Below are 24495 nucleotides of genomic sequence, written 5' to 3'. Positions count from 1 at the left end.
AGAAGGACACCCCATGCTGGTCATTCAGCGACCGACCGTCGAAGCCGTCGGCGAAGCCGTCGGCAACCGTCAGCAGTTTTCCATCGGCCCGCTTGAGCCGGGCTTCGGCCACACCTTGGGCAACTCGCTCCGGAGGACGCTGCTGTCGTCTATCCCGGGCGCTGCGGTCACTCAGGTGAAGTTCGACGACGCTCTGCACGAGTTCGGCACTATCGAAGGGGTGGTGGAGGATGTCACTGACATTGTCCTGAACCTGAAGGATGTCGAGCTGCGCTCCCACAGTGACGAGCCGGTCACCCTGCGGGTCGACGTCCGCGGCGGAGCCGAGGTCACTGCGGCGGCTCTCGAGTCCAACGACCAGGTTGAGGTTCTGAACCCGGATCTGCACCTGGCCACCATCGCTCCTAAGGGCCGTCTGGCCCTCGAGTTGACCGTCGAGGTGGGCCGGGGCTACCTGGGTTCGGACCGTGCCGTCGGCGAGGGCGTCATCGGCGTCATCCCGGTGGATGCCCTGTTCTCGCCGGTTCGGCGGGTATCGATCGACGTGGAGCCTGTCTCTGTCGGCCAAACCCAGGACATGGACCGTCTCGTGCTGGACATCACCACCGACGGCTCGGTCAGCCCGCGTGACGCCCTGGCCTCGGCCGGTGCCACCCTGCGAACTCTTGTGCAGTTGGTGGAGGACATGAGCGACGAAGCCCGCGGCCTGGAGTTGGGCGAGGCTGAGGAAGTGGGTGGCAGCTCACCGGACCTAGACCTCCCCATCGAGGACCTGGACCTGTCGGAACGGCCCCGCAACTGCCTCAAGCGTGCCCAGGTCGACACGGTCGGCCAGCTCTTGGAGAAGACCGAGGACGACCTGTTGGCCGTCACCAACTTCGGCCAGAAGTCTCTGGACGAGGTCATCGAGAAGCTCGACGAGCGCGGCCTGACGCTCCGGGTCCGGGTCTGACGCCATGCCCGCGACCCCTAAGAGGGGCCGTCGCTTCGGCGGCAGCTCCGCCCACCAGAAGTCGATGATGGCCAACCTGGTGGCGTCGCTCATCGCCGCTGAGGCGATCACTACCACCGAGGCCAAGGCCAAGGCGGTCCGGCCGATCGCCGAGAAGATCATCACCAAGGCCAAGAAGGGCGGCCTGCACAATCACCGCCAGGTAGTGGCGTTCCTCCGGGACCGCGAGATGGCGGCCCGGCTCTTCGATGAGATCGCGCCGCGGTACACCGACCGGGCGGGTGGCTATACCCGGATCCTGAAGGTCGGCCCCCGCCACGGGGACAACGCGCCGATGGCGCGCATCGAGCTGGTCTGAGCCCTCCCGTCATGCGGGTCCGGGGAACCGTCGCCTACGACGGGTCCCCGTTCCACGGGTTCGCCGTTAACGATGGCGTCCCGACGGTCGCCGGCCTCCTCAGCGGGGCACTGTCGAGGGTTCTTGGTACCGATGTGGTGCTGACCTGTGCAGGGCGGACCGACCGCGGCGTGCACGCCGTGGGCCAGGTGGTCAGTTTCGACGCCCCGGACGACGCTTCTCTGGAGGCCGTCCGGCGGGCGGTGAACCGCCAGTGCAGGCCGTCGGTCGTGTTGACAGCGTTGGAGCGTGCGGCCGACGACTTCGACGCCCGGTTCAGTGCCATCGGGCGAACCTACCGGTACCGCATCCTGGATCGTCCGGACCCCGATCCGTTCACTGCCCTGCGAGCCTGGCACGTGTCGGTACCCCTTGACGTCGACGCGATGCAGTTGGCCACCGCCGACCTCGTCGGCGAGCACGACTTCTCATCATTCTGTCGGCGTCCCACGCCCCGGCCCGACGGCACGTCGGCCGGCCTGGTGCGCCGGGTCACCGCGGCGTCGTGGCGGAGGGTGGCCGACGGCCTGTCGGGCGCCGACCTCCTGGAGTTCGAGGTGTCGGCCACCGCCTTCTGCCACCAGATGGTGCGCTCGGTAGTCGGGACCCTGGTAGCTGTGGGTCGGGGTCACCTGGCCGCCGATGCCCTGCCCAGCATCCTGGCGGCCAAGAACCGGCAGGCGGCCGGGGAGCCGGCCCCACCGGAGGGCTTGACCTTCTGGTCGGTGGACTATCCGGGGGCCACCTCCGCCTCGCCGTAGGTTGCCGGGTAGGGGTGCCGCCCGTAGCCTTGGTCCTCGGTTCGATCGCACCCGGTTGTGGTGCCGATCCCCGGTGGCCGGGTCGGCCACCGCGGTCCGCAGCAAGTGTTCTCCCCATGAAATCAGGTGGTTTCCGTGTCCACGTACACCCCCAAGGCCAGCGAGATTCAGCGCGTCTGGCACCTCGTGGATGCTGACGGTCTCGTCCTCGGTCGCATGGCCTCCGAGGTGGCGGCGATCCTACGCGGAAAGCACAAGCCGACGTTCACCCCCCATATCGACACCGGCGACCACGTGGTGATTATTAACGCCGACAAGGTCGTGCTGACCGGCGCCAAGGCGACCGACAAGAACGTCTATGACCATTCTGGCTATCCGGGCGGCCTTCGCACCCGGTCCTACGGCAAGTTGCTGGCCGACAAGCCCGCGGAGGCGGTTCGCCGGACCATCCGGGGCATGCTCCCCAAGAACCGCCTAGGTCGCCAGCAACTGACCAAGTTAAAGGTTTACCGCGGCCCCGACCATCCGCACGAGGCCCAGCAGCCGCAGCCGTTGGCCATCGACCACGCACGGGCCCGCAAGGCCTGAACCAGGAGTCCACGATGCCCAGCCCCCTCATCCAGACCACCGGTCGTCGCAAGGAGTCGGTCGCCCGCGTCCGGCTGCGTCCCGGCAACGGCACCGTCACAGTGAACGGTCGGACTGCCGAGGACTACTTCCCGTCGGAGAGCCACCGCCTGGTGTTCATGGAGCCGCTGCGGGTCACGGCCACCGAGGGCGCCTACGACATCGACGCCACGCTGCACGGTGGTGGGGTGTCCGGACAGGCTGGGGCCATGCGGCTCGGGATCGCCCGGGCGCTGGAGGCGCTCGAGCCCGAGCGTCGGCCCGCCCTCAAGCAGGCCGGCCTCCTGAAGCGGGACGACCGCAAGAAGGAGTCCAAGAAGTACGGCCTCCACAAGGCCCGTAAGGCTCCGCAGTACTCCAAGCGCTAGGCGACGGTTGGACCACCGGTCCGGCTCCTACGCTGCGGCGATGGCAGAGCCCGAGGTCGCTCCGGCGGGCCTCCGATTCGGTACCGACGGCGTTCGCGCCCGTGCCGGCACCCGACTCGACGAACCGTCGGTCCGCGCCCTCGGCCTGGCCGCCGCCCCGCTCCTGGGTGCCGACCGGGTGGTTATCGGCCGCGATACCCGCGAGTCGGGTCCCGGGTTGTCGCTGGCCCTGGCTGAGGGGCTATCCGAAGGTGGGCTCCAGGTGTTGTCCCTCGGCGTGGCGCCCACACCGGCCGTAGCCCACGTGGCGGCCGCTGACGGGGTGGCCGGTGCCGTGGTCTCGGCTTCCCACAACCCCTGGTACGACAACGGGGTGAAGCTGTTCTCCGCCGGCGGTCGGAAGCTGGACGACGTCGTGCAGTCCGCCGTCCAGGCGGCATGGGATGTCGAGCCGCGACGGGACGGAGGAGGCGGGTCGTCGAGCTGGTCCGACGACCCGGATGGGGCAGCCCCCTGGGCCGACGCGGTGGCTTCCTCGGCCGGCAACGGGTCTCTTTCCGGCCTAACCCTGGTTGTGGACTGTGCCAACGGCGCCACGTCAGCGTTCGCCGCCGACGTTCTGACCCGCCTAGGGGCAGATGTAGCTGTGCTCCACGCCTGTCCAAACGGTCGCAACATCAACGAGGACTGCGGGTCTAACCACCCGGGAGACCTACGGGCCGCCGTGGTGGAGGCGGGGGCCGATGCCGGTCTGGCCTTCGACGGTGACGGGGACCGGGTGCTTGCCGTGGCCGATGACGGTTCCCTGCTCGACGGCGATGACCTGCTGGCAATCTGTGCCATCGACCGGTACCAGCGCGGTGCCCTGCCCGGCGACACCGTAGTGGTGACTGTGATGGCCAACCTGGGGCTGCGTCGGACCCTGGTCGACCACGGCCTCACTGTCCACGAGACGGCGGTTGGCGACCGTTACGTGCTGGAGGCCCTAGAGACCAACGGCTGGGTGCTGGGCGGCGAGCAGTCGGGTCATGTGGTCTTTCGCGACCTGGCGACCACTGGCGACGGCCTGCTAACCGGGATCCAGGCCCTGGATGCCGCCCGGCGCAGTGGCCGGACCCTGGGTGAACGGGCGACGGAGCTGATGGTCCGGGCCCCTCAGGTCCTCCACGCCGTTCCCGTTTCTTCGGACGGGGCCGCGGTGGTGGCCGCGGTGGCCGACGACCTGGCTCTCGCCGAGGCCGAACTGGGTGATACCGGGCGGGTGCTAGTCCGACCGTCGGGTACCGAGCCAGTCGTCCGGGTGATGGTGGAGGCGTACGACACCGCTGAGGCCTCGGAGGTGGCCGACCGCTTGGTGGCTGCTGTCGAGCGGGCCGACCGGATCTGAACCCGTAGAATTCCTAGAGTCTGTGCACCGACCGCCGGTCGGTGCGATGGAGCGAAAGGGCAGTCACAAGGACATGTGCGGCATCATCGCGGTCCTCCGCCGACCGTCCGACCGGAAGGTCCCCACGGCCGAGCGGATTACGGCCCCGCTGGTCGGGGCCGTCGACCTGCTGGCCCGGGTCGAGCCGGACCTCCTGGGGGAAGCCGCCGACCTGCTGGGCGAGGCCGATCGGCTGCTGTGCGGGGTTCCAGGGCTGCTGGCCCTGGATCGGGATCCCACGCTGGTCAGCCGGATCAACGAGGTCCTGGCACCGGTTCCGGCTCACCTAGCCGGCCTGGAGGCCGCGGTCGCCGGATCTCCAGACGTGGAGGCGGCCAACGCTGCCCTGGTCCGCGTCCGGGACGTCCTCTGGACCGTGTCGCGAGACCGCTTGGGCGCGTTTGCTGGGGTGACCTCCCTACGACAGGAACGGCCGGTTCCCAGTGACGCCGGTCTCGCCGTCTTACTTTCCGCCCAGCAGGCCCTCTCGGCTCTCGACCGGTTGGAGGTCCGGGGTCGTGACTCGGCCGGCCTGCAGATCACGGTTTGGAACCATGGGATCGACCAGCACGATCCGGAGGTGGTTGCCCGTTCGGCCGATCCACTCCATCGCTCGGGCAGCGTCCGGGTGCTGGACGGTGGCGGCCTGGCATTCGTGGTGAAGGCCTCGGCCGAGATCGGCGAGCTGGGCGACAACACGGCCGTCCTTCGGTCCGCCCTGGTCGCCGACAGGCTCCTAGCCCGGGCGCTGGCCGCCCCGGCCGTGCAGGGTTCCCTACTGGGACACACGCGTTGGGCCAGCGTGGGCCTCATCTCGGAACCCAACGCCCACCCGGTGGACTCCACCCGGGCCGACGGGGAGACGGTGCCGCTGGTCACCGTCGTCCAGAACGGTGACGTGGACAACCATGCCGACCTGGCCGCATCCGAGGGGTTGAGCCTGGCTCCGGAGATCACTACGGACGCCAAGGTGGTTCCCGCGCTGTGCGCCGCCCACCTGGCAGCTGGCCGTGAACGGCTGGAGGCCTTCCGGCGCACGGTGAATGCCTTCGAGGGTTCGGTTGCCATCGGCATGGCTACCGGCGATGCCCCGGACCGCCTGTTGTTATCCCTGCGGGGGAGTGGTCAGGGTCTCTTCGTCGGTCTGGCTGAGGACACCTTCGTGGTAGCCAGCGAGCCTTACGGGGTGGTGGAGTTGACCGCCGACTACCTAAGGATGGACGGCGAGACACCGGCCGACCCCGACGACCCGGGGGCTAGTCGGGGACAGATCGTGGAGTTGGACGCCGCCAGTGCCGGTTCCGTGGATGGCATCACCCGTCGGTCATACGACGGCCGAAACTTGCCGGTCACGTCAGCCGACCTGTCTCGGGCTGAGGTCACCACCCGGGACATCGACCGGGGGGACCACCCCCACTTCCTGATCAAGGAGATCAGCGAGTCGCCAGACTCGGTCCGTTCCACCCTGCGGGGTCGCCTAGTGGCAGACGGCGACGGCACCCTTGGGGTTCGTCTGGGGTCCGAGGTGCTGTGCGACGACCTACGGGCCGAACTGGCCGCTGGCGCCATCCGGCGGGTACTGGTTATCGGACAGGGCACCGCCGCGGTAGCCGGCGGATCGGTGGCCCGTTCACTGGCCGAGGAGTTGACCGGAACAGGCATCGAGGTGGACGACCTGCCGGCCACCGAGCTTTCGGGCTTTGGCCTGGTGCCCGACATGTCCGACACCCTGGTGGTAGCCATCAGCCAGTCCGGCACCACCACCGACACGAACCGCACGGTGGATCTGGTCCGGGCCCGGAGGGCTCGGGTGGTCGCCATCGTCAACCGGCGAAACAGCGACCTAGTGGACCGGTCCGACGGGGTGCTGTACACGTCTGACGGTCGTGACGTGGAGATGAGCGTGGCCTCCACGAAGGCCTTCTATGCCCAGGCGGTGGCCGGGGTGCTGTTAGCCGCAGCGGTGGCCGACGCAGTCGGGGTCGGCGGCGCGCCGGACCGTGCCGGGGTGCTGGCCGGCCTGCGTGACCTGCCCGAGGCCATGGGCGAGGTGCTGGCCCAGCGAGACCGGATTGCCGAGATAGCTGATCGCCACGCACCGGCTCGCCGGCACTGGGCCGTGGTGGGTAGCGGACCCAACCTGGTGGCTGCCCGGGAGATCCGGATCAAGTTGTCGGAGCTCTGCTACAAATCGATTTCGGCCGACGCCACGGAGGATAAGAAGCACATCGACCTGTCGGCCGAGCCGTTGATCCTGGTGTGCGCCACAGGGCTGGTTGGCTCGACGGCCGACGACGTGGCCAAGGAGGTGGCCATCTACCGGGCTCACCGGGCGGCCCCGGTGGTGGTGGCCGATGCTGGCTCGTCGCGGTTCTCGGAGGCGCTGGACGTGGTGTTGGTTCCAGTGGTCCATCCCCGACTGTCCTTCGTCCTCTCGACCATGGTTGGGCACCTGTTCGGTTACGAGGCGGCCCGGGCCATAGACGCCCAGGCCCAGCCCCTACGGGAGGCTCACGCGGCCATCGAGCGGGAGGCGGTGTACCTCCTATCCTCGGAGGCCGAGCCGGGAGCCTCGGTAGATGGGGCCCTGCGTGACGAACTGCGGTTGGCAGCCACAGCGTTCTCCGACGAGCTCCGCAATGGTCGGCTGAACGGTCACCTGGAGGCGTCGACTGCCGTACGCCTGTCGACCCTGTTCCGCTTTGCCCTCGGGGATGTGCCGCTGGAGTCCTACCAGTTGGAGTTCGGCCGGGTCGGTACGCCGGCCCTGGTGCTCGACGACCTGGCCGGTGCCCTGACGGTGGCCGTCGAGGAGCTGACCCGTCCCATCGACGCCATCAAGCACCAGGCCAAAACGGTGACGGTGGGTATCTCGCGGACTGACGAGACGCTGCTGGAGGCCCGCCTGGCCCGGGCCGTCCTAGACGCCGGCGCCCCCCGTGATTCGCTCAGCTACCGAACACTGCGAGTGCTGGTGGCCCTCGATCCGGCGGTGGCCGACGTGGTCGGCTTCACCCGGTACCGGGTGGACGGATTGGATGGTCCGGCGCCTACGTTGGCCATTGTCGACCGGGGAGGTGTGTCCACTGGGATCCCGTCGCGGACCGACCGGGACCCAGCGCTGCGGGGAACCAAGCACCGTGTGGCCCGGGAGCGTGACGTCCTGGTGACCCGGGGCGCCCGCGACGACCGGACCATCGTCCTGGTCCCCGAGGTAAAGGACCGAGAGACAGTCGGCCTGACACTTCTCCACGTGTCGCTGCGCGACCGCCTGGACCCCGAAGTCCTCCGCGGGGTGCTCCAGGGCTACGACAATCGCTACGGCGCCGTGCGCGACGTTGTGTGCGAGACGGAACCGGAACTACGGGATGACCTGCTGGCCTCCCTACCCGTCGACGACCTGCTGATCGATCCGGTGCTAGCCATCGCCGATCGGCTCCGCGGCTGAGCCGCCAGGAGGGGGCACGGTGATCGGGATCGGGGTGGACCTGGTGGACGTGGACCGCTTCCGACGGTCGTTGGAGCGAACCCCTTCGTTGCGCGATCGCCTGTTTCGGCCCGACGAGCGGGCCCGGGCTGACGCCCACGTAGACCCAGCGGGCCGCTACGCGGTCCGCTTCGCTGCCAAGGAGGCCGCGCTGAAGGCCCTGGGACTGGGGCTGGGGGGTATGGCCATGTACGACATTGAGGTAGTGCGGGATGACCTGGGCCCTCCCTCGCTGGTTTTGCACGGTAAGGCGCTGGAGGTGGCCCGACGGGCCGGGGTGACGCGGTGGCTGGTCACCCTGAGCCACAGTGACCGGCTGGCCCAGGCCACCGTCGTGGCGCTGTGACCGGCGGACACCGGCCGATCCGGGCCTTCCGTTGATCCCCGTCCTAACACCAGACGAGATGGCGGTCGCGGACGCCGCGGCGTCCGAATCGGCAGAGGTCCTAGTGGACCGGGCCGGGGCCGCCGTCGCCCGGGCCGCGCTGAATCTGATGGGTGGGGCGTACGGGCGACGCGTGGTGGTGGTGGCCGGCAAGGGTTCCAACGGCGCCGACGGTCGGGTAGCGGCGGCCCGCCTAGAGCGACGGGGGGTACGTACCACGGTGGTCGACGCTGCTGATGCCCCCGGTCGCTTACCGGTGGCCGATCTGGTGGTGGATGCCGCCTACGGCACCGGCCTGGGCCGGTCCTACGAAGCGCCGGCTACCGACGCTCCGGTGCTAGCCGTAGATCTCCCGTCAGGGGTGGACGGCCTGACCGGTGAGGCCCGGGGCGCACCGACGTCGGCCCAGCGCACCGTCACCTTCACCGCCCTGAAACCAGGCCTGCTGTTTGCCGACGGGCCGGGGTTGGCTGGACGGGTGGAGGTGGCCGACATCGGCCTGGACACCTCGTCGGCCCGGACCCACCTGGTAGACGACGACGACGTAGCCCGTTTAGTGCCCAACCGGCCGGACGACACCCACAAGTGGGCGAACGCCTGCTGGGTCGTGGCCGGGTCGGTGGGAATGGAGGGGGCAGCCGCACTAGCTGCCGAGGCCGCGCAACGGGCGGGCGCCGGATACGTACGCCTGTCGACCCCGGGGTGGGGTGAGGCCGAGGCCCCCGTAGAGGTGGTTCGCTACCCGGTCGACAGCGTTCCGGGCCCAGACCATGCGGACCTAGAGCGCTTTGCCGCCCTGGTGGTGGGTCCCGGGCTGGGGACCTCCGAGGAGGTGGCGGAGGGGGTCCGGCGTCTGGTGGACGGGGTGAACCGTCCGCTGGTCGTGGACGGTGATGCCCTAACCGCCCTAGCCGGCACGACGATCCGACCAGGTCCCCAGGCCGTCCTCACCCCACACGACGGCGAGTTCGAACGCCTGGCCGAGCAGTCTCCGGGTTCCGACCGGATAGGGGCCGTCCGCAGCCTGGCCGGACGGACGGGTTCAGTGGTTCTGCTCAAAGGTCCGACCACCGTGGTGGCCCACCCAGACGGACGAGTCCTGCTGGCCGCAGCGGGTGACCGCCGCCTGGCCACCGCAGGATCCGGTGACGTGCTGGCTGGCATCCTGGGAGCGTTCCTGGCCCGGGGGGCTGGTGCCCTAGAGGCCGCTGCTGCCGCTGCCCACGTCCACGGACGCCTCCTGGACGGCCTCCCAGCCACCGGGGTAGTGGCCGGGGACCTATCAGCGAGGCTGGTCGACGTTCTGGTGGCTTTGGGCGTGGACGGTTCCGGACAAACGGTGGCCTGATGCGCCCTACCTGGGTCACGGTGGACCTTGAGGCGGTGGCCTACAACGTGGCTGTCTTCCGCGACCTAGTAGCCCCGGCCGAGATGTGCGCGGTGGTCAAGGCCGACGGCTACGGCCATGGTGCCCTGCCGGTGGCCCAGGCGGCCCTCGGGGCTGGTGCCACTTGGTTGGCTGTAGCTCTGGTGGAAGAGGCAGCCGCCCTGCGGGGCGGCGGGCTCGATGCCCCGATCCTGTTGCTGTCCGAGCCACGACAGGAAGAGATGGCCGAGGTGGTGATGCTGGGTGGGGTTCGACCCACCGTCTACACGGAGGCTGGGATCAAGGCCTTCGCCGCGGTGGCCGATCCCGGGGCACCGGTCCACCTCAAGGTCGACACTGGCATGCATCGGGTGGGGGTCCGACCCGCCGAGGCGTTGACCACCGCCCGGCTGGTCCAGGACCTGGGCCTTGGCCTGGAAGGGGTGTTCACCCACTGCTCGGTGGCCGACGTCCCCGACGACCCGTTCACCGACCGGCAGGTTCGGCGCTTCGACCTTGCTCTGGACGACCTAGCGTCGGCTGGGATCCGACCGGCGATCGTGCACATGGCTAACACAGCGGCCACGGTCAGCCGCCCGGACACCCGACGGAACCTGGTGCGGGTTGGTATCGGCGTCTACGGGGTGGAGCCCTCCACGGAGGTCCGCCCCCACTGCGCCCCGCTCGGGTTGCGCCAGGCCATGGCCATCCGCAGCCAGGTGACCCACCTGCAGACGGTGGACGCCGGGGAGGGCGTGGGCTACGGGCACCAATGGGTAAGCGGGGACGAGACGCGGCTAGCAACCGTGCCCATGGGCTATGCCGACGGCCTTCCTCGCCGCTGGGGTTTGGTTGGTGAGGCACTGGTCGGGGGTCGCCGACGGCCGCTCCGGGGCGTCGTGTCGATGGATGCCCTGATGGTGGAGGTCGACGACACCGTGGCCCTGGGCGACGAGGTAATCCTGCTCGGCGCGCAGGGCGACGAGATGATCGGTGCTGCCGAGGTCGGCGAGGCCATTGGACTGATCCCGTGGGAGGTCCTCTGCTCGCTGAGTGCCCGACCTCCCCGGCGCTACCTATAGCGGGCGGTTCATCGTGGCCCGGGTCCTACTAGTTGAGCCGTTCCACGGCGGTTCCCACGGCGCGTGGGCCAACGGCTTGGTCCGGCACAGCCGCCACGAGGTGGTCCCCGTGTCCCATCCGGGAGCGTTCTGGCGTTGGCGGATGCGGGGCGCCGCGTTGACCCTGGCCGAGGCCACTCGGGAGGCGGTGGCCGTGCACGGGGCGCCGGACGTGGTGCTGGTGTCGGGCATGGTCGATCTGGCCGGCTGGCTGGGGCTAACTCGGCGGTTCCTCGGCGATCCCCCGGTCGTGCTGTACCTCCACGAAAACCAGCTGCTCCATCCCCTCAGTCCCAACCAGCGGGCTGACGACGAGTTCCCCCTTGTGAACTGGCGCGGCATGGCCGCCGCTGACCAGGTGTGGTTCAACTCCGCCTTCCAGCGAGACGGCCTGCTGGCAGCCCTCCCGGCTCTGCTGGACCGGGCACCTGACCTAACTCACGCTGCCTTCCTCCCCGGCGTGGCCGGGTCGTGCTACGTCGTGCCGGTTGGTGTGGAACTGGCCGATGTGTCGCGGCGGACGGTCGGTGTTCACGCGTCCGGGGTTCCTCTCGTGTTGTGGAACCAGCGGTGGGACCACGACAAGAATCCCACAGCAGTTTTTAACTCCCTGGGTCGGCTGGCCGAAGAGGGGGTGCCCTTCGCTGTAGCCGTGGCCGGGGAAAATGAGCGGGTGGACCCCCGGGAGTTCACCGAGGCCCAGGACCACCTGGGCGACCGGGTGGTGCAGTTCGGCTTCCTGGACCGTCCTGACTACGTGGACCTCCTGGGGCGCAGTGACGTTGTGGTGAGCGCTGCGCACCACGAGTTCTTCGGTGTCGCCGTGGTGGAAGCCCTGGCCGCCGGGTGTGTTCCGGTCCTCCCCGACCGCCTGAGCTATCCGGAGCTGGTGGGGGACTGGGCCGGGGTGGCCCTGTACCCCGACGGTGGGCTCACCGACCGGCTGCGCGAGGTACTGACTGACCTGGACAACTGGCGGGACCAGATGACCGGACTGGACGAGGACATCCGGCGTTTCGACGTGCGGACGGTGGTGGTCGACTACGACGATCGACTGGAGGCGTAGGCAGCCGGCGGGCTACCGAGAGCCTCGCACTAACGTCCTGGACCACGAGGTTCCTGGTCAACGTCCTGCGGATCCTGGCAATGGCCGCTGTGGAACGGGCCGCCCTCATCGCCTGCTGACAGGGCCGCCGGGCCTGTCTCGGCCGTCGGAACGGGGGCTCGTCGGTAACCTGCCGAGGTGGCAACCGCCCTCAAAGTCCTCGCCGAAGAGGCTTCCACCTGTACGTCCTGTGGCCTGGCCGTCGGCCGGACCACCGTGGTGTTTGGAGCCGGCTCGTCCGCGGCGGACCTGATGTTCGTGGGTGAGGGTCCGGGAGCCCGGGAGGACGAGCAGGGGGTGCCCTTCGTTGGTCGGTCGGGCCAGTTGTTGGACCGCCTGCTGGCCGAGGAGTTGGGTATCGACCGGACCGACTGCTACATCACAAATGTGGTGAAGTGCCGCCCACCCGAGAACCGGGACCCGCGGCCGGACGAGATCGCCGCCTGCCGCCCCTACCTGGAGCAGCAGCTAGCGCTCGTCGACCCGACGGTCATCGTGACCTTGGGCAACTTCTCGTCAAAGCTCCTCCTAGAGACCGATGTAGGCATTACGAAGCTCCGGGGTCGTAGTTACCGCTTCGGTGACCCGGAACGCCACCTGGTTCCCACCTTCCACCCGGCGGCCGCCCTGCGGGGCGGTGCGGACGTCCTGGCCCGGATGCGGGCCGACCTAGTCCGGGCCAAGGTCCTTATGGGGGACCGGTGACCCTCGGCCAGGCGGTGGCCACCGTTCCCACGGCGTCGGCTGACGAGACCCAGACCGTGGCCGCCCGGCTGGCCGCCTTGGTTCGGGCCGGTGACCTGATCGTGCTGTGTGGCGACCTGGGTGCCGGCAAGACGGCCTTCACTCAGGGACTGGGCCGGGCGCTGGGCGTGACGGCCCCCATCACGTCGCCCACCTTCACCCTGGCCAATCGCTACGAGGGCGACAACCTGACCGTCCACCATCTGGACGTCTACCGCTTGGCCCGCATCGAGGAGGTACGCGACCTCGGCCTACCCGAGCTGGTCGACGACCGGGCGGTAACCCTCGTGGAATGGGGAGACGCCATTGCCGCCGTACTGCCGGGGGGCTACTTGGAGGTTCGCTTCCGGTTGGGCGACGGACCGGACGATCGCCTTCTGGAGTTTCGGACCTCGGGCCCGGAGTGGGCCGATCGCGAAGTTGCCCTGCAGGGGCTTGGGGTGGGAGGTGGGCCGTGCTGATCCTTGGGATCGAGAGCGCCGGTGCCCAGGTGGGATGCGCCGTGGGTGGCCACGAGGGGGTGCTGGCCTCGGCCCATTCCGGGCGGGGTCGACGCCACGCTGAGGCCCTAGCCCCCCAGATCGAGTTCGTCCGCCGCCAGGCCGGAATCGAGTTGTCCGAGGTCGGGGCGGTGGCCGTGGACGTCGGACCGGGGCTGTTCACGGGGTTGCGGGTGGGCATCGCCACGGCGGTGGCTCTGGCCTACGCCCTAGGAGTGCCCATGATCCCGGTACCCAGCCTCGACCTGATGGCCTTCCCGGCCCGTTGGACGACGCGCCTCATCGTGCCAGCCCTTGATGCCCGGCGAGGTGAGCTGTTCACCGCCCTGTTCCGCAGGGTTCCCGGTGGCATTCAGCGGATTCGAGAGGCCGACGTGGGCACACCGGACGAGCTTTCGGCCGAGTTGGAAGCCCTCGACGAGCCGACCCTTCTGCTGGGTGATGGCGCCCTACGCCACGCCGAACGGTTCACCGGGCTCCGGGCCATGGAGATGGCCGAGCAGGGCCTGGCTAATCCCAGTGCCCGGTCCCTCGTGCAGTTGGCCCATGCCCGGGCCATGCGGGAGGAGTTCGTCCAGCCCTGGGAGCTGGAGCCGATATACCTGCGCCAGCCGGACGCCCAGATCAACTGGGCGACTCGCGAGGGCGGGGCGTGACCGCCGTGGCTCTGTCTCGCGTCCCCGTGGACCTCCGACCGCTGGTCGACAGCGACGTTGACGCCGTGCTGGCCCTAGATGCCCGGGTCCATCCGAACACCTGGTCGTCGAAGTTCTTACGCAGCCAACTGGCCAACCCGACGACCCGCACCAACCTAGTGGCTGAGGTGGACGGTCAGCTGGTCGGCCACGCCGCCCTACTGGTCGTGGTTGACGAGGGGCACGTCATCTCAGTGACCGTGGACCCCGACCGGAAGCGGTCGGGGATCGGCACCGTCCTGATGGCCGCCTTGTGCCGAGATGCCCTCGTCCGTGGTCTGTCTGCCCTGACGCTAGAGGTCCGAGTGTCCAACGAGCCGGCCATCGGGCTGTACCAGCGGTTCGGGTTCGCTCCGGCGGGGATTCGAAAGGGGTACTACACCGACTCGGCGGTTGGGGGCCGGGAGGACGCTCTCGTGATGTGGGCCCACGACATCGCCGACCCGGCCTTCTCGAACCGGGTGGACGAGGCGATCAACCGGGCTGGGGGAGGTCCGACCGATGGGTGATGTCGTCCTGGGCATCGAGACGTCATGCGACGAGACGGCAGTAGCCGTCGTGGAGCGGGCAGCTGTAGTCCGGTCCTCGGTGGTGTCCAGCCAGGTCGAACAGCACGCTCGGTTCGGGGGCGTGGTCCCCGAGATCGCCGGGCGGGCTCACGTCCAGGAACTGGTGCCGGTGTTGGCCGAGGCGTTGGCCACCGCGGGGGTGGAGGGTCCCGACGTGGAGGTGGTGGCCGCCACCACGGGGCCGGGGCTGATCGGCTCGCTGCTGGTTGGGGTGAGTGCCGCTAAGGCCCTGTCGCTGGTGTGGGGGGTGCCGTTCGTGTCCGTGAACCACCTGGAGGCTCACCTGTACGCCTCGTTCCTGGAGGAGCCTGACCTGGAACTCCCGCTGGTCGTTCTGCTGGTCTCCGGCGGGCACACCATGCTGGTGCTGATGGAGGACCACGGCCGGTACCGGCTCCTGGGTTCCACACTGGACGACGCGGCAGGCGAGGCATTCGACAAGGTGGCCCGGTACCTGGGCTTGGGCTACCCCGGTGGTCCGGCGATCGACGCCCTGGCCGCCGGGGGCGACGGCTCAGCCTTTGACTATCCGCGGTCCATGGTCCAGGAGAACCCGGACACACTGCCCGACGACCGGCGCTACGCCTTCTCGTTCAGCGGCCTGAAGACCGCCGTGGTGAACCACGTCCGCCACGACCCCGACTCCCCGACGGCCGACGTGGCAGCCTCATTCCAAGAGGCGGTGGTTGACGCTCTAGTGACTAAGGCCCGGTGGGCCGTGGAGGCCACTGGGGCGAGGGGGGCCTGCCTAGGTGGCGGGGTGGCGGCCAATTCCCTCCTCCGGGAGCGGTTCCTGGACATGTGCACCGGGACTGGCGTACGGGCCTTTCTGCCGTCCCGGTCGATGTGCACCGACAACGCGGCCATGGTGGCCGCTGCCGGCTGGTGGCGGTTCCGGTCCGACGGACCCAGTCCCTTGGACACCGGGGCCGACCCCAACCAGAGCTTGCCACTGCTGTCCTGATCGGCAGCCCCGCCTGTTACATAGAGCGAAAACCGGGGTCGTGGACGTTGGCCCGGGCGGGCGGCACCCCTATCGTTGGCACTCGTCCAATGAGACTGCCAACAGGCATCCGGGGCCGGACGGCCCGGTGCCATCGTCGAAAGGGAAGCGTTCGATGAACCTTCAACCTCTTGAGGACCGCATCGTGGTCCGCCCCAGCGACTCCGAGTCGACCACGGCCAGCGGCCTGGTCATCCCGGACACGGCCCAGGAGAAGCCCCAGCAGGGCGACGTCCTGGCTGTCGGCCCAGGCCGTCGCTCCGAGCAGACCGGTGAGCTTGTGCCGATGGACGTCGCCGAGGGTGACACCGTCGTGTACAGCAAGTACGGCGGGACCGAGATCACTGTCGGTGGCGAGGACCTTTTGATCCTCAATGCCCGCGACGTGCTCGGCATCCTCAAGTAGTCGCCCGATGGCCAAGATCCTGAAGTTTGATGAGGAGGCCCGCCGCGGCCTCGAGGCCGGCGTGAACAAGCTGGCCGACGCCGTCAAGGTCACACTCGGTCCCAAGGGCCGCAACGTGGTCCTGGACAAAAAGTTTGGTGCCCCCACCATCACCAATGACGGCGTGTCCATCGCCCGTGAGATCGAGCTGGAGGACGGCTTCGAGAACATGGGCGCCCAGCTGGTGAAGGAGGTGGCGACCAAGACCAACGACATCGCGGGAGACGGCACCACCACGGCCACCGTGCTTGCCCAGGCGCTGGTTCGCGAGGGACTACGCAACGTGGCCGCCGGTGCCAACCCGATGGGCCTCAAGAAGGGCATCGAGGCCGCCGTTTTGGCCGCCGTTGACTCCATCGCCGACCAAGCGGTACAGGTGGACGACTCCAAAGAGCAGATCGCCAACGTGGCTGCCATCTCGGCCGCCGACCCCACGATCGGCCAGATAATCGCCGACGCCATCGACAAGGTGGGCAAGGACGGCGTAGTGACTGTTGAGGAGTCCAACACGTTCGGCATGGACCTCGAGTTCGTCGAAGGCATGCAGTTCGACAAGGGCTACCTGTCGCCGTACTTCGTGACCGATCCGGAGCGCCAGGAGGCGGTCCTCGACGAGCCGTACATCCTGTACAACCAGGGCAAGATCAGCTCCGTCCAGGACATGCTCCCCGTGCTGGAGAAGGTCATGCAGTCGGGCCGCCCGCTGCTGATCATCGCTGAGGACGTGGAGGGCGAGGCGCTGGCCACCCTGGTAGTGAACAAGATCCGGGGCACGTTTAACTCGGTGGCCGTCAAGGCCCCGGGCTTCGGCGAGCGCCGTAAGGCGATGCTCCAGGACATGGCCACCCTCACCGGTGGACAGGTTGTCGCCGAGGAGGTAGGCCTCAAGTTGGATGGCGTGGGCCTCGACCTGATGGGTACGGCCCGCAAGGTTGTGGTTACCAAGGACGAGACCACCATCGTGGAAGGTGCCGGCGAGTCGAGCGACGTTGAGGGCCGTATCTCTCAGATCAAGCGAGAGATCGACGAGACCGACTCCGACTGGGACCGCGAGAAGCTCCAGGAACGTTTGGCCAAACTGGCTGGCGGCGTGGCCGTCGTTCAGGTGGGCGCGGCTACCGAGGTGGAGCTGAAGGAGAAAAAGCACCGTATCGAGGACGCCCTCTCAGCGACGCGGGCCGCCATCGAGGAGGGTGTTGTGGCCGGTGGTGGCACCGCCCTGCTCCGGTCGCGTGCCGCTGTGTCTGACGCTATCGGTGGTCTGGATGGCGATCAGGAGACCGGAGCCCGCATCGTCCACGCCGCCTTGGAGGCCCCGACCCGGCTCATCGCCGACAACGCCGGCCTTGAGGGCGCGGTCATGGTCCGCGAGGTCGAGGCGGCCTCAGGGACGACTGGCCTCAATGCCATGACCGGAGAGCTGGAAGACTTGGTTAACGCCGGTGTCATTGATCCCGCCAAGGTGACCCGTGCAGCACTGCAGAACGCAGCGTCCATTGCAGCCCTGCTGTTGACCACGGAGGCTCTGGTGGCCGATAAGCCCGAGCCCGAGCCGGCCATGCCACCGGGAGGCGGCATGGACCCGATGGGCGGCATGGGCGGCATGATGTAGCGATCCCCGCGGATCGTTGTCGGAAGCCGGGCCTTTAGGCCCGGCTTCCGGTGTTTTGGGCCCGTCTTCCCACAGCGGGCTAGGTGGGAGGCGACCGGTAGGTTGACAACGTGATGGACGAACGCCCCGCTCCCGACCCGGTGAAGCTGGCTGGTCAGTTCGATGAGTGGGTCCGGGGCGAGACGTTGGTCGGCCGAATGCTGGCCAACCTCAAGACGGGGCGTATGCCCGAGGTCCTGGCTGGGGCAGCCGACGGTCCGCACGCCGACCGGGTCGCCCCGCTGGTCGTCCTGTGGGACGGATGGGAGCGCGGTAGGACCATCCCCCTGGAGGTAGCTGAGGGGCTCCGGGATGGGGGTCTGGAGCGTCTTCTGGCCGACCTGGCCTCCGGGTGACAGCGGCACGGCCCCCCGGCCCTCTGCCAGGCCGGGGAGGTCCGCAGGAGATCCCCCGACCCGAAGGGTGGAGGCTCGGAGCGCCACCACCGTGGGCCGGTCTAGACGACCGCACCCTAAGCCTGGACGGCCTGCAGGAGGTATTTGACGGCCGGCGGCCGACCGGTATTCGGGGAACCCCCACCGGGAGGGAGTGGGAGGCCGGCGTGCTGGTGGCCCTGTTCGATGATCCGGAGGGGACCGGACCGCACGTGGTGTTGACCCGCCGGTCGCCGCGGCTGGCCTCCCACACTCACGAGGTGAGCTTTCCCGGTGGTCGCCACGATCCGGACGACGCTGACCTGTGGGCCACCGCCCTCCGGGAGGCCAAGGAGGAGATCGACCTGGACCCGTCGCTACCCCGCCTTCTGGGGCGGCTGGACCCCGTCGTGACCGTGGGAAGCGGGAGCCTTATCCAGCCGTTCGTGGCTGTGCTCAGCGGGTCCCCCGAGCTGGAACCCAATCCCGACGAAGTAGAGGCGGTGCGCATAGTGGCCCTGTCGGAGTTGGTACGTGATGAGGTCTACCGGGAGGAGCTCTGGCCGAGGGCCGAGGGGCCATGGTCCATCACGTTCTTCGAACTGGAGGGCGACACCGTGTGGGGGGCCACAGCGGCCATGCTGCGCCAATTGCTGGCTCTGGCGCTGGGTGTTGAGGATGAGACCGATCATCACGGTGGCTATCGTGCCGACGATGCCTGAACTACCGACCGGACCGGACCACATGACCCCGGAGGCATTCAGGGCCGCTGGCCGGGCCACCGTCGACTGGATCGCAGACTTCCTGGCCGATATCGGTGATCGGCCCATCGTCCCTCCGGTGGCTCCGGGCGACGTCCGGGCTTCGTTGCCGGCGTCACCTCCGCTGGAGGGGGAGCCGTACACGGCACTGCTAGATGACGTGGACCGCCTCATCGCCCCGGCGATCACCCAGTGGCAGCACCCGGGGTTCTACGGCTTCTTCCCGGCTAACTCCTCGCCCCCTGCCGTGCTCGGAGAGTTCCTGTCGGCTGGCCTGGGCGCGAACGGGATGCTCTGGTCGACCAGCCCGGCCTGCACCGAGCTGGAGACCCATGTCCTGGACTGGCTGGCCGAGGCCTGTGGACTACCCGACCGGTTCCGGTCCGACGGCCCGGGCGGTGGCGTCATTCAGGACACGGCTTCGTCGGCCTCGTTGTGCGCGGTGGTGGCCGCTCGAGACCGCAGTGGTGGTGCCGCTGTCCTTCCTGACCTGCGGGTCTATACCTCGGTCCAGGCCCACTCCTCGATAGAGAAGGACGTTCTGGTGGCCGGCTTCGCCCGCGACCAGCTGCGGGCCGTGCCGGTCGACGACACCTACGCCATGGACGCCGAGGCCCTGGCCGCCCTGGTGGCCACTGATGTGGCCAACGGCCTGGTGCCCTGCCTAGTGGTGGCCACCGTGGGCACCACCTCGTCGGGGGCGGTGGACCCGGTGTCCCGAATTGCCGAAGTGGCCGCCGAGGTGGGGGCATGGGTCCACGTGGATGCCGCCTGGGCCGGCTCAGCCACTGTCTGCCCAGAACACCGCCACCTCCTAGACGGGCTGGACCGCGTCGACAGCTACCTTTTCAACCCACACAAGTGGCTACTCACCAACTTCGACTGCTCCGCCTTCTACGTAGCCGATGCCGCGCCGCTGGTCAGCGCCCTGTCCATCGTCCCCGAGTACCTACGCAACGAGGCCAGCGAATCGGGCCAGGTCATCGACTACCGGGACTGGCAGATCCCGTTGGGGCGCCGGTTCCGGGCCTTGAAGCTCTGGTTCGTGATGCGGTCCTACGGGGTGGAAGGCCTCCAGGCCCACATCCGGACCCACGTGGCTGCCGCCGGGATACTGGCTGACCGGGTGGCGGCCCACCCGGGCCTTGTGCACGCCGCCCCTCCCTCCCTCGGCCTGGTGTGCTTCCGCCACGTGGACGGTGACGAGGCCTCCAAGCGCCTCCTAGAAGCCGTGAACGCCACTGGTGAGGCCTTCCTCACCCACACCCTCCTCAGCGACCGCTACGTCCTGCGGGTCGCCGTAGGTGGCACGTGGACCACGACAGCCCATGTGGAACGCCTGGCTGACCTTCTCGACGAGCTGGCCTGACCGCGACCGAAACCCTGGACCTCCTCCTCGGGTGGCTCCCTTTTGGACCCCGAAACCACAGGTCAGACGCGCCGCGATGATTTGACACGCGTGGCTAGAATCGACCCTTTCCGGGGGCCACCGCTGAGACCCGACCGGACGGAGCCGGCTTCAGTCGGCGGGGAGTGACCATGGCCGAGATCGAGATCGGGCTGGGCAAGAGCGGACGACGCGCCTACGGATTCGACGACATCGCCATTGTCCCCAGCCGGCGCACCCGGGACCCCGAGGACGTCGACATCAGCTGGCAGATCGACGCTTACCGCTTCGAGTTGCCTCTGATGGCATCGGCCATGGACGGCGTGGTCAGTCCGGCCACCGCCATCGAGGTCGGTCGCCTGGGTGGCGTGGGGGTACTCAACCTTGAGGGTCTCTGGACCCGCTACGAGGATGCCGACTCGACTCTGGCCGAGATCGCTGAGCAGCCGGTTGAGAAGGCCACCAAGCGGATGCAGGAGCTCTACCAGCAGCCCATCATCCCCGGCCTGGTCACCGAGCGAATCCGCGAGATCAAAGCCGCTGGCGTGGTCTCCTGCGCCTCGGTCACCCCGCAGCGCACCAGTGCCCTGCTGGACGACATCCTGGCCGGTGAGTTGGACATGCTGGTCATACAGGGCACTGTGGTCTCGGCCGAGCACGTGTCGACTGTCGTCGAACCACTCAACCTCAAGACCTTCATCCGCCAACTGGACATTCCGGTCATCGTGGGCGGCTGTGCCACCAACAAGGCGGCCCTCCACCTGATGCGTACTGGTGCTGCCGGTGTCCTAGTGGGGGTGGGTCCCGGCCACGCTTGCACCACGCGTGGTGTCCTGGGCCTAGGTGTGCCGCAGGCCACGGCTATCGCCGACGTGCGGGCGGCCCGCATGCGCCACCTGGATGAGACCGGTGTGTACTGCCACGTCATCGCCGACGGCGGCATGGCCACTGGGGGCGATATTTCCAAAGCCATCGTGTGCGGTGCCGACGCCGTGATGATCGGCTCGCCGTTGGCCGCTGCCGCCGAGGCCCCCGGCCGGGGCTACCACTGGGGTATGGCCACCTTCCACCCGACGCTGCCCCGAGGCGCCCGGGTCCAGACGGCGACCCGAGGCACTCTGGAGGAAATCCTCCTCGGTCCGGCCAACGAGAACGACGGCAAGCTGAACCTATTCGGCGGGCTCCGGACCTCCATGGCCACCTGCGGCTACGTGGACGTCAAGGAATTCCAGAAGGCCGAGGTCATGGTGGCGCCTGCTCTCCAGACCGAGGGCAAGTCTTTGCAGAAGTCCCAGGGCGTGGGGATGGGGCATTAGCCCCCCCGCACCTCTCCAATGGCTGACACCACGGGTGGGAGCGCCCGCGCCACCGACCGCATTCTGGTCGTCGACTTCGGGGCCCAGTACGCCCAGCTCATCGCCCGGCGGGTACGCGAGGCGAACGTCTACAGCGAGATCGTTCCCCGTGACCTCACGTCTGCTGAGTTCGCCGAGCGTCGGCCCAGCGGCATCATCTTCTCCGGCGGACCGGCCTCGGTGCACGTGGACGGAGCCCCCCGGATCGACCCTGGTGTGTACGACCTCGGGGTGCCCATCCTGGGCATCTGCTACGGCGCCCAGCTCATCGCCCACCAGAGGGGCGGGACCGTAGGGCCCAACGAGCGGGGCGAGTACGGGCGCACCGACCTGACGGTGGCCGAGCCGGGCCGCCTGCTAGCTGACGCGGGAGCGGGCGCCCACCCGGTCTGGATGAGCCACTTTGACGCGATCACCGAGCCCCCACCGGGCGCCACGGTGACCGCGTCATCGCCTGAGGCCCCGGTAGCCGCCTTCGAGGCTTCGGAGGACGGCCTGTATGCCGTCCAGTTCCACCCCGAGGTGCACCACACGCCGTGCGGCCAGGACCTTCTTGGCCGGTTCGTGCACGACGTGTGCGGGTGCGCCGGCGACTGGACCATGACCTCCGTTATCGACTCCGCGGTGGCCGCCATCCGCGAGCAGGTGGGCGACGGCCGGGCCATCTGCGGGCTGTCCGGCGGGGTCGACTCAGCGGTAGCCGCCGCCCTGGTGCACAAGGCCATCGGTTCCAAACTGACCTGTGTCTTCGTGGACACCGGCCTGATGCGGGCTGGGGAGGGCGAGCAGGTCGTTGAGACCTTCCAGAAGACGCAGGGTATTGAGCTGATCCACGTCCGGGCCGCCGAGCGCTTCTTCGAGCGGTTGGCGGGGGTCATCGATCCGGAGGACAAGCGCAAGGCCATCGGCGAATTGTTCATCCGGATCTTCGAGGACGCCTCGGGTGGTATCACCGATGCTCGCTTCCTAGTCCAGGGAACGCTTTATCCGGACGTAATCGAGTCGGGCACCAAGGACGCGGCCAAGATCAAGAGTCACCACAATGTGGGGGGACTGCCCGAGGACATGGAGTTCGATCTGGTCGAACCCCTCCGCAACCTGTTCAAGGACGAGGTGCGAGCCGTGGGTTCTGAGTTGGGCCTGCCCGACGAGATCGTCTGGCGCCAACCGTTCCCCGGCCCCGGGTTGGGAGTCCGCATCATCGGCGAGGTCACGCCCTACACGGTGGCTGTTCTTCAGGCTGCCGACCTGATCGTGCGTCAGGAACTGAGGGCAGCTGGCCTGGAGAGAGAGATCTGGCAAGCCTTCGCCGTGCTGCCCGACATCCGATCAGTGGGCGTCATGGGCGATGAGCGCACGTACGCCCGACCGGTTGTCATCCGGGCCGTCACCAGCGAAGACGCCATGACCGCCGACTGGGCCCGCCTCCCGTACGACCTGCTGGAGCGGATGTCCAGCAGGATCATCAACGAGGTGGAGGGTGTGAACCGGGTGGCCTACGACATCACCTCGAAGCCTCCGGGCACCATCGAGTGGGAGTAAACGCCGCCGGCCTGTCGGACGGCGAGCACTCTGACACCCTGGCCGCCTATTCCTCGGCCTGCGCCTTTTTCGGGGAGCGCCTGTCTGCGGTCACCGGATCGGACTGGGACCGACCTACACCGTGTGACGACTGGGACGTTCAAACGCTCGTCGCCCACGTAGTCACCGGTGAGGCCCTGGTCGCCCGGTTGCTCCGGGAGGGTGGGTCGTGGGACACCGAGGTGGACCCCTCCATCCTGGGATTGGATCCGATGGCCGCCTGGCGGGGTACGGCCCTAGCTGCTCTGAACGCCGCCTCGGCCGACGGCGTGCTCGACGCCCTCCATCCCCACTCCCTGGGTGACCTACCGGGTGGGGTGGTCGTCGGGTTCCGGGTCACCGAGAACCTGGCCCACGGCTGGGACCTGGCGCGGGCGTGCGGTTGCGACGCCGAACTGCCCGAGTCGCTGGCCGAGCGGTGCCTGGACTTCTGGCTTCCGTTGGCTGGATCTGACGCCATGGCGGACTTGTTCGGCTCACCGGTCCTGCCCCCCGAAGGGGCGTTAGCCGGCGTCCGACTCCTATCGCTGCTCGGTCGGACGGCATGATCCCCGGGTGAGCGCACCCATCAGCCCGCCGCTTTTCGAAACCGAACCGTTCTTCACCGAACGCGACGGCCTGCTGGTTCCCGGGCCCTTGGCTGGCGGACCGTGGGACCCGTCGGTCCAACACGGAGGAACGGTCTCCGGCGTTCTGGCCCATCTGGCTGAATCGGTGCCCACCGCGGAACCCATGCGCACTTGCCGCCACACCGTCGACCTGATGCGAGGGGTCCCGCTGGACCCGATTCGGCCCGAGGTCGAGGTGCTGCGGGCCGGGCGACGCATCCAGGTAGTCCGAGCGTCGCTCTACGCCGACGAGGTAGAGGTGGCCCGGTCGACCACGCTGCGGATGCGGGTGGGCGATACCCCGAACCCAGTGGACCCGGTCCGCACGGCCCACGCTGAGGACGACCCGCACCCAATGCCCGACGAACCGGTCGAATTATCGATGGTCGGTGTCGGCGTCCCCGCGTTCCTCCGGGCCGTTGAGCTGCGCCAGGAGGGGGCATACCGGAGCGGTGCCCCAGGCCTGCTGTGGCTCCGCCTGCACAACGAGATGGTCGAGGGCCACCCGACCAGCCCATTCGTCCGCCTCGCCGCCATCGCCGACATGGCGTCCATGGCCGCCCAGTACCTCAAACCGGACGCCTGGATCACCGTCAACGCCGACCTGACGGTTTCCGCCTTCCGGGACCCGGTGGGCGACTGGGTCGGCCTCCGCGGCCTCCACAAGAACAACGGGGACGGCATCGGCCTGTCCGACGCCGTCCTCTACGACCTGGGTGGTCGGGTAGGCCGGGCCACCGCCTCCATTCTCATCGAACCCCGCTGAGCAGCCCGGTCGGCCGGTTTGCACCGGACCGGGGCCGGCTCCACGCTGGGGAAGTCCGACC

25 protein-coding genes are annotated in these 24495 nt (G+C 68.7%); all 25 read left to right on the top strand.

Features of this window, described 5'->3' with window-relative positions:
• Nucleotides 1-13 precede the first annotated feature (13 nt).
• The 25 genes from MK181_00220 to MK181_00100 all read left to right on the top strand — a co-directional run bounded on the left by MK181_00220 (nt 14) and on the right by MK181_00100 (nt 24434).
• Entirely contained in the window at nt 14-952 is a 939-nt protein-coding gene (locus MK181_00220) for a DNA-directed RNA polymerase subunit alpha (protein ID MCH2418225.1), read from the top strand.
• A 4-nt stretch (nt 953-956) separates the two neighbouring features.
• On the top strand, nt 957-1310 hold the full coding sequence (rplQ, locus tag MK181_00215; GenBank protein MCH2418224.1) for a 50S ribosomal protein L17: 354 nt from the start codon (nt 957-959) through the stop codon (nt 1308-1310).
• Nucleotides 1311-1321: 11 nt separating this feature from the next.
• The gene (truA, locus tag MK181_00210) at nt 1322-2110 is read left to right on the top strand and encodes a tRNA pseudouridine(38-40) synthase TruA (protein MCH2418223.1); all 789 of its coding nucleotides are present in this window, start codon (nt 1322-1324) and stop codon (nt 2108-2110) included.
• A 135-nt stretch (nt 2111-2245) separates the two neighbouring features.
• Entirely contained in the window at nt 2246-2698 is a 453-nt protein-coding gene (rplM, locus tag MK181_00205) for a 50S ribosomal protein L13 (GenBank protein ID MCH2418222.1), read from the top strand.
• A 14-nt stretch (nt 2699-2712) separates the two neighbouring features.
• On the top strand, nt 2713-3105 hold the full coding sequence (gene rpsI, locus MK181_00200; GenBank protein MCH2418221.1) for a 30S ribosomal protein S9: 393 nt from the start codon (nt 2713-2715) through the stop codon (nt 3103-3105).
• 40 nt (nt 3106-3145) lie between these two features.
• Nucleotides 3146-4492, top strand: coding sequence for a phosphoglucosamine mutase (locus MK181_00195; protein MCH2418220.1), 1347 nt, complete (start codon nt 3146-3148; stop codon nt 4490-4492).
• A gap of 46 nt (nt 4493-4538) precedes the next feature.
• Nucleotides 4539-7979, top strand: a complete 3441-nt coding sequence (locus MK181_00190) for an SIS domain-containing protein (GenBank protein MCH2418219.1) — start codon at nt 4539-4541, stop codon at nt 7977-7979.
• A gap of 19 nt (nt 7980-7998) precedes the next feature.
• Nucleotides 7999-8364: a holo-ACP synthase gene (locus tag MK181_00185; protein MCH2418218.1), complete on the top strand. Its 366-nt coding sequence runs from the start codon at nt 7999-8001 to the stop codon at nt 8362-8364.
• Between the two features lie 58 nt (nt 8365-8422).
• Complete coding sequence (locus MK181_00180) at nt 8423-9751, top strand: NAD(P)H-hydrate dehydratase (protein ID MCH2418217.1); 1329 nt, start codon at nt 8423-8425, stop codon at nt 9749-9751.
• Entirely contained in the window at nt 9751-10851 is a 1101-nt protein-coding gene (gene alr, locus MK181_00175; GenBank protein ID MCH2418216.1) for an alanine racemase, read from the top strand. Before MK181_00180 ends, alr begins: the two co-directional genes overlap by 1 nt.
• Nucleotides 10823-11956, top strand: a complete 1134-nt coding sequence (locus MK181_00170; protein ID MCH2418215.1) for a DUF3524 domain-containing protein — start codon at nt 10823-10825, stop codon at nt 11954-11956. Before alr ends, MK181_00170 begins: the two co-directional genes overlap by 29 nt.
• A gap of 177 nt (nt 11957-12133) precedes the next feature.
• Entirely contained in the window at nt 12134-12700 is a 567-nt protein-coding gene (locus tag MK181_00165) for a uracil-DNA glycosylase (protein ID MCH2418214.1), read from the top strand.
• A complete protein-coding gene (tsaE, locus tag MK181_00160) occupies nt 12697-13200 on the top strand; it encodes a tRNA (adenosine(37)-N6)-threonylcarbamoyltransferase complex ATPase subunit type 1 TsaE (GenBank protein ID MCH2418213.1) in 504 nt (167 codons plus the stop codon). The genes MK181_00165 and tsaE overlap by 4 nt, the downstream gene beginning before the upstream one ends.
• The gene (tsaB, locus tag MK181_00155; GenBank protein MCH2418212.1) at nt 13194-13895 is read left to right on the top strand and encodes a tRNA (adenosine(37)-N6)-threonylcarbamoyltransferase complex dimerization subunit type 1 TsaB; all 702 of its coding nucleotides are present in this window, start codon (nt 13194-13196) and stop codon (nt 13893-13895) included. Before tsaE ends, tsaB begins: the two co-directional genes overlap by 7 nt.
• The gene (gene rimI / locus MK181_00150) at nt 13892-14443 is read left to right on the top strand and encodes a ribosomal protein S18-alanine N-acetyltransferase (GenBank protein ID MCH2418211.1); all 552 of its coding nucleotides are present in this window, start codon (nt 13892-13894) and stop codon (nt 14441-14443) included. Before tsaB ends, rimI begins: the two co-directional genes overlap by 4 nt.
• Entirely contained in the window at nt 14436-15467 is a 1032-nt protein-coding gene (gene tsaD / locus MK181_00145; GenBank protein ID MCH2418210.1) for a tRNA (adenosine(37)-N6)-threonylcarbamoyltransferase complex transferase subunit TsaD, read from the top strand. The genes rimI and tsaD overlap by 8 nt, the downstream gene beginning before the upstream one ends.
• Before the next feature lie 154 nt (nt 15468-15621).
• Complete coding sequence (gene groES, locus MK181_00140) at nt 15622-15912, top strand: co-chaperone GroES (GenBank protein MCH2418209.1); 291 nt, start codon at nt 15622-15624, stop codon at nt 15910-15912.
• 7 nt (nt 15913-15919) lie between these two features.
• Nucleotides 15920-17563: a chaperonin GroEL gene (gene groL / locus MK181_00135; GenBank protein MCH2418208.1), complete on the top strand. Its 1644-nt coding sequence runs from the start codon at nt 15920-15922 to the stop codon at nt 17561-17563.
• Nucleotides 17564-17676: 113 nt separating this feature from the next.
• Complete coding sequence (locus MK181_00130) at nt 17677-17958, top strand: hypothetical protein (protein MCH2418207.1); 282 nt, start codon at nt 17677-17679, stop codon at nt 17956-17958.
• 206 nt (nt 17959-18164) lie between these two features.
• Nucleotides 18165-18698 carry a CoA pyrophosphatase gene (locus MK181_00125; protein MCH2418206.1) on the top strand — a complete coding sequence of 178 codons (534 nt, stop codon included), beginning with the start codon at nt 18165-18167 and terminating at the stop codon, nt 18696-18698.
• Nucleotides 18691-20106, top strand: a complete 1416-nt coding sequence (locus MK181_00120; GenBank protein ID MCH2418205.1) for a pyridoxal-dependent decarboxylase — start codon at nt 18691-18693, stop codon at nt 20104-20106. Before MK181_00125 ends, MK181_00120 begins: the two co-directional genes overlap by 8 nt.
• A 170-nt stretch (nt 20107-20276) precedes the next feature.
• Complete coding sequence (locus tag MK181_00115; protein ID MCH2418204.1) at nt 20277-21440, top strand: GuaB3 family IMP dehydrogenase-related protein; 1164 nt, start codon at nt 20277-20279, stop codon at nt 21438-21440.
• Between the two features lie 18 nt (nt 21441-21458).
• A complete protein-coding gene (gene guaA, locus MK181_00110) occupies nt 21459-23021 on the top strand; it encodes a glutamine-hydrolyzing GMP synthase (GenBank protein ID MCH2418203.1) in 1563 nt (520 codons plus the stop codon).
• Entirely contained in the window at nt 23012-23608 is a 597-nt protein-coding gene (locus tag MK181_00105) for a TIGR03086 family metal-binding protein (GenBank protein MCH2418202.1), read from the top strand. Before guaA ends, MK181_00105 begins: the two co-directional genes overlap by 10 nt.
• 7 nt (nt 23609-23615) lie before the next feature.
• A complete protein-coding gene (locus tag MK181_00100) occupies nt 23616-24434 on the top strand; it encodes a thioesterase family protein (GenBank protein ID MCH2418201.1) in 819 nt (272 codons plus the stop codon).
• Nucleotides 24435-24495 lie beyond the last annotated feature (61 nt).

This window comes from Acidimicrobiales bacterium (assembly GCA_022452035.1).
Taxonomy (GTDB): Bacteria; Actinomycetota; Acidimicrobiia; order Acidimicrobiales; family MedAcidi-G1; genus UBA9410.
Note: the sequence above shows the minus strand (reverse complement) of the source record. Positions and strands in the feature narration are given on the sequence as shown.

Excerpts from the sequence above, each read along its gene's own strand:
- MK181_00220 (MCH2418225.1), top strand. The coding sequence starts at position 14 with ATGCTGGTCATTCAGCGACCGACCGTCGAAGCCGTCGGCGAAGCCGTC.
- rplQ (MCH2418224.1), top strand. The coding sequence starts at position 957 with ATGCCCGCGACCCCTAAGAGGGGCCGTCGCTTCGGCGGCAGCTCCGCC.
- truA (MCH2418223.1), top strand. The coding sequence starts at position 1,322 with ATGCGGGTCCGGGGAACCGTCGCCTACGACGGGTCCCCGTTCCACGGG.
- rpsI (MCH2418221.1), top strand. The coding sequence starts at position 2,713 with ATGCCCAGCCCCCTCATCCAGACCACCGGTCGTCGCAAGGAGTCGGTC.
- MK181_00195 (MCH2418220.1), top strand. The coding sequence starts at position 3,146 with ATGGCAGAGCCCGAGGTCGCTCCGGCGGGCCTCCGATTCGGTACCGAC.
- MK181_00190 (MCH2418219.1), top strand. The coding sequence starts at position 4,539 with ATGGAGCGAAAGGGCAGTCACAAGGACATGTGCGGCATCATCGCGGTC.
- MK181_00180 (MCH2418217.1), top strand. The coding sequence starts at position 8,423 with ATGGCGGTCGCGGACGCCGCGGCGTCCGAATCGGCAGAGGTCCTAGTG.
- alr (MCH2418216.1), top strand. The coding sequence starts at position 9,751 with ATGCGCCCTACCTGGGTCACGGTGGACCTTGAGGCGGTGGCCTACAAC.
- tsaD (MCH2418210.1), top strand. The coding sequence starts at position 14,436 with ATGGGTGATGTCGTCCTGGGCATCGAGACGTCATGCGACGAGACGGCA.
- groES (MCH2418209.1), top strand. The coding sequence starts at position 15,622 with ATGAACCTTCAACCTCTTGAGGACCGCATCGTGGTCCGCCCCAGCGAC.
- groL (MCH2418208.1), top strand. The coding sequence starts at position 15,920 with ATGGCCAAGATCCTGAAGTTTGATGAGGAGGCCCGCCGCGGCCTCGAG.
- MK181_00130 (MCH2418207.1), top strand. The coding sequence starts at position 17,677 with ATGGACGAACGCCCCGCTCCCGACCCGGTGAAGCTGGCTGGTCAGTTC.
- MK181_00120 (MCH2418205.1), top strand. The coding sequence starts at position 18,691 with ATGCCTGAACTACCGACCGGACCGGACCACATGACCCCGGAGGCATTC.
- MK181_00115 (MCH2418204.1), top strand. The coding sequence starts at position 20,277 with ATGGCCGAGATCGAGATCGGGCTGGGCAAGAGCGGACGACGCGCCTAC.
- guaA (MCH2418203.1), top strand. The coding sequence starts at position 21,459 with ATGGCTGACACCACGGGTGGGAGCGCCCGCGCCACCGACCGCATTCTG.